A 543-nucleotide genomic window follows, 5' to 3' on the forward strand; every position below is an offset into this window, starting at 1 on the left:
TCATAGATTGGCTGGTTATTACCATCGTACCCAACGAACGTTAAATCGACCGAGTTGCCATCATTATCAAATATCTCAACGCCATCAGGAATGTTGGAAAGTAGTACAGTTACCGTTTCAGAGTGGTCGTTCGGGTTGTCTTTGACTTCTCCAGAAAGAATGCTGAACGAAATATCAACTTGGCCATTTTCATCCACAAATGTTTGAACGCCACGTACGTTGCCATCATCAAACTCTTGCCAAATGCCTGATTTATCATTGAGTTCAACGATTGGAATATCCGCTACGCCTTTCACATCAACAATGACGGTTTTGTTCCCGAGTGAAAGTACATCTTGCGCAGAGCCTGTTGAAAGCGAAGCGCTGTCTTTTACGATGCCTTCTACGTTGAAGGTGAAATCGTCGTTACTGTGCAGTGGTGGCAGCACTTCTACATTCGTCAGCTGTGACTCAGGAATTTCGTAATACAGCACATTGCCGTTGCCATCCGTCACTTCAACAATCTGTGAAGGATTCGCGCCATCGAGCCAAACAAGCGTCACG

General features: G+C 45.1%; 1 protein-coding gene. It reads right to left on the bottom strand.

Translation table 11 applies throughout. The annotated features are described in order from the left end of the window. Positions 1-543: hypothetical protein (locus tag R8O11_RS30625; protein WP_318195309.1), on the bottom strand; the 543-nt coding region annotated here is incomplete at both ends.

The sequence above is a fragment of the Vibrio sp. 1288 genome (genome assembly GCF_033344475.1).